The 4,988-nt window shown below is 67.3% G+C and carries 6 protein-coding genes; all 6 read right to left on the bottom strand.

What is annotated here, in order from left to right; genetic code table 11:
- Positions 1-510: phosphoglycerate kinase (pgk, locus tag AC1DBQ_RS21690; RefSeq protein WP_476930484.1), on the bottom strand; the 510-nt coding region annotated here is incomplete at its 3' end.
- Positions 511-520: 10 nt separating this feature from the next.
- Positions 521-1,531 carry a type I glyceraldehyde-3-phosphate dehydrogenase gene (gap, locus tag AC1DBQ_RS21695; RefSeq protein WP_476930485.1) on the bottom strand — a complete coding sequence of 337 codons (1,011 nt, stop codon included), beginning with the start codon at positions 1,529-1,531 and terminating at the stop codon, positions 521-523.
- Between the two features lie 265 nt (positions 1,532-1,796).
- Positions 1,797-2,420 (bottom strand): superoxide dismutase, encoded by a 624-nt coding sequence (locus AC1DBQ_RS21700; RefSeq protein WP_476930486.1) that lies wholly within the window; start codon positions 2,418-2,420, stop codon positions 1,797-1,799.
- Between the two features lie 102 nt (positions 2,421-2,522).
- Positions 2,523-3,503, bottom strand: a complete 981-nt coding sequence (gene whiA / locus AC1DBQ_RS21705; RefSeq protein ID WP_476930487.1) for a DNA-binding protein WhiA — start codon at positions 3,501-3,503, stop codon at positions 2,523-2,525.
- Positions 3,504-3,513: 10 nt separating this feature from the next.
- On the bottom strand, positions 3,514-4,533 hold the full coding sequence (locus AC1DBQ_RS21710; protein ID WP_476930488.1) for a gluconeogenesis factor YvcK family protein: 1,020 nt from the start codon (positions 4,531-4,533) through the stop codon (positions 3,514-3,516).
- Positions 4,533-4,988 (bottom strand): RapZ C-terminal domain-containing protein (locus tag AC1DBQ_RS21715; protein ID WP_476930489.1); only part of this gene is annotated, 456 nt, incomplete at its 5' end. The genes AC1DBQ_RS21715 and AC1DBQ_RS21710, both read right to left, overlap by 1 nt.

Here is a 4,988-nt window from a genome sequence, read left to right on the forward strand (position 1 = left end):
GGCGACGTCGTACACGCTGGCGTGCTTGCGGTGCACGGCGCCGAAGGCGTCATCGACGAACGCGCCGTTGTCGCCGGTGAGGGCGACGAGCTCGTCCGCGAAGKCGCCGCGTTCGGCGTCGTCCTTGGAGGTCTCCCGGGCGTYGAAACGCACATTTTCCAGGACGAGCACCTCGCCGTCCTGGAGTGCGGAGGACAGCTCCTTGGCCGACTCGCCGACCGTGTCGCCGGCAAGGGTGACCTTGAACCCGGCAAGCTCGGCCAGCCGCGTGGCGGCCGGCTTGAGCGAGTACTTGTCTTCGGGGGCGCCCTTGGGGCGGCCCAGGTGTGCTGTGACCAGCACGCGGGCACCGGCGTCCGTGAGCTTCGCCAGCACTGGCAGGGAGGCCTTGATGCGGCCGTCGTCAGTCACTGTAGAGCCGTCGAGCGGCACGTTCAGGTCACTTCTGACCAGAACGTACCGCCCGCGGACACCATCAGCGATCAGTTCGTTGAGGGTGTGGAATGTCATGAGTCTTACCCTAGCCCAGCTTGGACGCGACAAGCTCCGTGAGGTCCACGAGGCGGTTGGAGTAGCCCCATTCGTTGTCATACCAGGACACAACCTTGACCTGGTTKCCGATCACCTTGGTCAGGCCGGAGTCGAAGATGGACGATGCCGGGTCGCCGACGATGTCCGAGGAGACGATGGGCTCGTCGGTGTAGGTCAGCAGGCCCTTGAGTTCTTCGCTCTCGGAGGCTGCCTTGAGGGCCGCGTTGACTTCCTCGACGGTGGTTTCGCGGGAAACCGTGACGGTCAGGTCCGTGGCCGAGCCGGTGGGGACCGGGACGCGGATGGCGTAACCGTCCAGCTTGCCCTTGAGCTCCGGCAGGACCAGGCCGATTGCCTTGGCCGCACCCGTGGAGGTGGGGACCATGTTGATGGCGGCGGCGCGGGCGCGGCGGAGGTCGTTGTGCGGGCCGTCCTGCAGGTTCTGGTCGGCGGTGTACGCGTGGATGGTGGTCATCAGGCCGCGCTCGATGCCGAAGGCGTCGTTGACAACCTTGGCCAGCGGGCCGAGGCAGTTGGTGGTGCAGGAAGCGTTGGAGATGATGTGGTGCGCAGCGTCGTCGTACAGTCCGTCGTTGACGCCCATCACGATCGTGATGTCCTCKCCGGAGGCGGGGGMGGAGATCAGGACCTTCTTGGCGCCGGCGTCGATGTGCTTCTGCGCGTCGGCGGCCTTCGTGAAGAAGCCGGTGGACTCGATGACGATGTCAACGCCGAGCTCGCCCCAGGGCAGCTTGGCGGGATCGCGCTCGGCGAGGACCTTCACGGTCTTGCCGTCGACGACGATGTTGCCGTCCTTAACCTCGATGGATTCCGCCAGGCGGCCGCCCACGGAGTCGTACTTGAAGAGGTGAGCGAGGGCTTCCGGGCTCGTGAGGTCGTTGACTGCAACGATCTCAAGGTCGGCGCCCTGTGCGAGGGCGGCGCGGAAGTAGTTGCGGCCGATACGGCCAAAGCYGTTGATGCCAATACGGGTCGTCACGTTTTCAGTCTCCTTGGTGCTCTTGCGAGCACGACTAGTTGAGAAGGCGTTCAAGCCAACTAACAGATCCCGCACGCCATTGGGCAGAGATAATTACCAGATCGGAGGACGACCAGCCACGTTGCTGAAGGCTAACCGCCTTCCGTGATCCATCTTACGTTTAACTGGGACTGCCCCCGCAAGTGCGGGGGCAGTCCGTCCACATTTCGGGCCGAACCGGCCGTAATGTGAGCTTTGTTACAAACAGGAGTCGGTCAGCTCACGCTTACAGCGTGATGAGGCCCGTCGCGTTCTTGCGGGCGGCGTCGAAGCGCTTGGCGACGTCGGCCCAGTTCACGATGTTCCAGAACGCCTTGACGTAGTCGGCCTTGACGTTGACGTAGTCCAGGTAGAAGGCGTGCTCCCACATGTCCAGCATCAGCAGCGGAGTGGTGCCGAGTGCGACATTGCCCTGCTGGTCGTAGAGCTGCTCGATGACCAGGTTGCCGCCGATCGGCTCGTAGGCCAGGAAGCCCCAGCCGGAGCCCTGCAGGCCCAGCGCCGCGGCGCTGAACTGGGCACGGAAGGCGTCKAACGAGCCGAAGGCGTCGTCGATGGCTGCCGCKAGCTCGCCTTCGGGCTTGTCGCCKCCGTCCGGGGAGAGGTTCTTCCAGAAGACGGTGTGGTTGATGTGGCCGCCGGTGTGGAACGCGAGGTCCTTGGAGAGGCGGTTGATGTTGGCGAAGTCGCCCTTCTCGCGCGCCTCGGCCAGCTGGGCGAGGGCGTTGTTGGCCCCGGCCACGTAGGCCGCGTGGTGCTTGCTGTGGTGCAGCTCCATGATCTTCGCGGAGATGTGCGGCTCCAGCGCTGCGTAGTCATAGTCGAGCTGAGGCAATACGTACTCGGTCACAAAATCMTCCAATGTCGTGGACGGGTTGTCCGGTTCGGTAACTMTCGGATTGTGCATCCGGATGCCGGGCATCCGGAAATCTGTTCTTGATTCTAAGTGACGCTAGTCGTCGAGCATTTCCGGCGTCACATTGGCTTCCGTGCCCGGGATGCCGAGGTCCTGGGCCCGTTTGTCGGCCATCGCCAGGAGCCGGCGGATCCGGCCGGCAATGGCGTCCTTGGTCATGACAGGGTCGGCGAGGCGGCMGAGCTCGTCCAGGCTGGCCTGCTTGTGCGCGACCCGCAGCTCCCCGGCGTACTTGAGGTGGTCCGGAACGTCGTCGCCCAGGATTTCCAGGGCGCGGTCCACCCGGGCGCCGGCGGCGACGGCGGCCTGGGCGGAGCGGCGCAGGTTCGCGTCATCGAAGTTCGCGAGACGGTTGGCGGTGGCACGCACTTCCTTGCGCATGCGGCGTTCCTCCCAGACCATGAGCGCATCGTGGGCTCCCATGCGGGTCAGCAGCGCGGCAATCGTGTCGCCGTCGCGGATCACCACACGGTCCACTCCCCTGACCTCGYGGGCCTTGGCCTGGATGCCGAGGCGGCGGGCGGCGCCGACGAGGGCCAGGGCCGACTCGGGGCCGGGGCAGGTGACTTCCATGGAGGAGGAGCGGCCGGGCTCGGTGAGTGAGCCGTGGGCCAGGAAGGCGCCGCGCCAGACGGCCTCGGCGTCTGCGGCCGATCCGTTGACCACCACGGACGGCAGGCCCCGGACGGGCCGCCCGCGGGTGTCCAGGAGGCCGGTCTGGCGGGCCAGGGCCTCGCCGTCGCGGACCACGCGCACCACGTAGCGGCTGCCGCGGCGCAGGCCGCCGCCGGAGACGACGATGATCTCGCTCTGGTGGCMGTAGACTTCGGCGATGGCGGCACGCAGCCGCCGGGCGGTCGATGCGAGGTCGACCTCGGCCTCGATCACAATCCGGCCCGAGATGATGTGCAGCCCGCCCGCGAAGCGGAGCATGGCCGATACCTCGGCTTTGCGGACCGAGGACTTCTTGATATCCAGACGGGAAAGTTCTTCCTTGACTGATGCTGTCAGTGCCATGGCACCTTTCCTAACTATTCCCGAAAATATCGTGGTACGCCGTCGCCAGCCGCAACGGATCGTGGACCGGACGGCGACCAGACGCCCCCACTTTACCCAAGACCACCTCGGCACCGAGCATTCCGGCCGCCTGCTCGAAGTCGGGCAGGTCCTGGACCGCCGCCGGATCGGCCAGGACGACGTCGACCGTAAACTCCGGGGCGTACTCGCGCAGCACGCGGAGGTGGTMCGCGGCGGTCATCCCGGCGGTCTCCTTGGTGTCGGTGGCGAGGTTCATTGTCAGGCAGCGCCGGGCCGCCGTATTGCAGAGGGCCTCGCGCATTTCCGGGAGCAGCAGGTGCGGCAGGACGGAGGTGTACCAGGAGCCCGGGCCCAGGATCACCCAGTCGGCCAGTTCGATCGCGGTCAGGGCTTCCATGCAGGCGGGGGCATCCTCCGGCAACAGCCGGACACGTTCGAGGGACCCCGCGACGGCACACTTGGCCTGGCCCGTCAGGGTCTGCAGCGCCGTGGTGCCGTCCGGGGCCGTGACCCGGACCTGGCCTTCGATGGTCAGCGGGATGCTGGACATCGGCAGGACTTCGCCGCGTGCGCCGAGGAGGGCGCCGGCCCACTTCAGGCCGGCGACCGTGTCGCCCAGGAGTTCCCAGAGGGTCACGATCAGGAGGTTGCCCATGGCGTGCTCATCGAGGGAGCCGCCGCGGCCCTTGCCGGGGGCAAAGCGGTGCTGCATGACGTCGCGCCAGGTGCGGCCCCAGTCGGTGTCGTCGCACAGCGCGGACAGGGCCATGCGGAGGTCCCCGGGCGGAAGGACGCCGTACTCTTCACGGAGCCGGCCGGAGGATCCGCCGTCGTCCGCGACGGTGACGATCGCGGTGAGTTCGGAGGTGAGCAGCCGCAGGGCGGACAGCGACGCGGAGAGGCCGTGGCCGCCGCCCAGCGCCACTACGGAGGGGCCTTTGTCCTGCTGGCTGGCGAATGCCGCGCTGGCGGGCGGGACGAGGGGAAGCGGGCCGGTCAGCAGCGCCATTATTCGCGGCCCAGGTCCCGGTGCGTCGTGGTCACGGTGACGCGCGGATACTGCGCCAGCCTCCGTGAGAGCTCGACGGCCACCGCGACGGAGCGGTGCTTGCCGCCGGTGCAGCCCACGGCGATCGTGGCGTAGTGCTTGTTCTCMCGCCGGTATCCGTCCAGGACCGGTTCCAGGGCCAGKACGTAGCGCTCCACGAAGTCGCTGACGCCCTGCGCTTCGAGCACGTAGTCGCTGACGTCCTTGTCCAGCCCGGTGTGCGGCCGCAGCTGCGGGACCCAGTGCGGGTTGGGGATGAAGCGGGCATCGGCCACGAAGTTGGCGTCCACGGGCAGCCCGTACTTGAACCCGAAGCTCATGACGTTCAGCCGCAGGGCCACCGGCCCGGTCTCGCTGAAGAGCTCGGTGATGGCCGTCGCCAGGMCGTGCACGTTGAGGGAGGACGTATCCAGGAC

The sequence above is a fragment of the Arthrobacter sp. 10T413_2 genome (assembly GCF_056394205.1).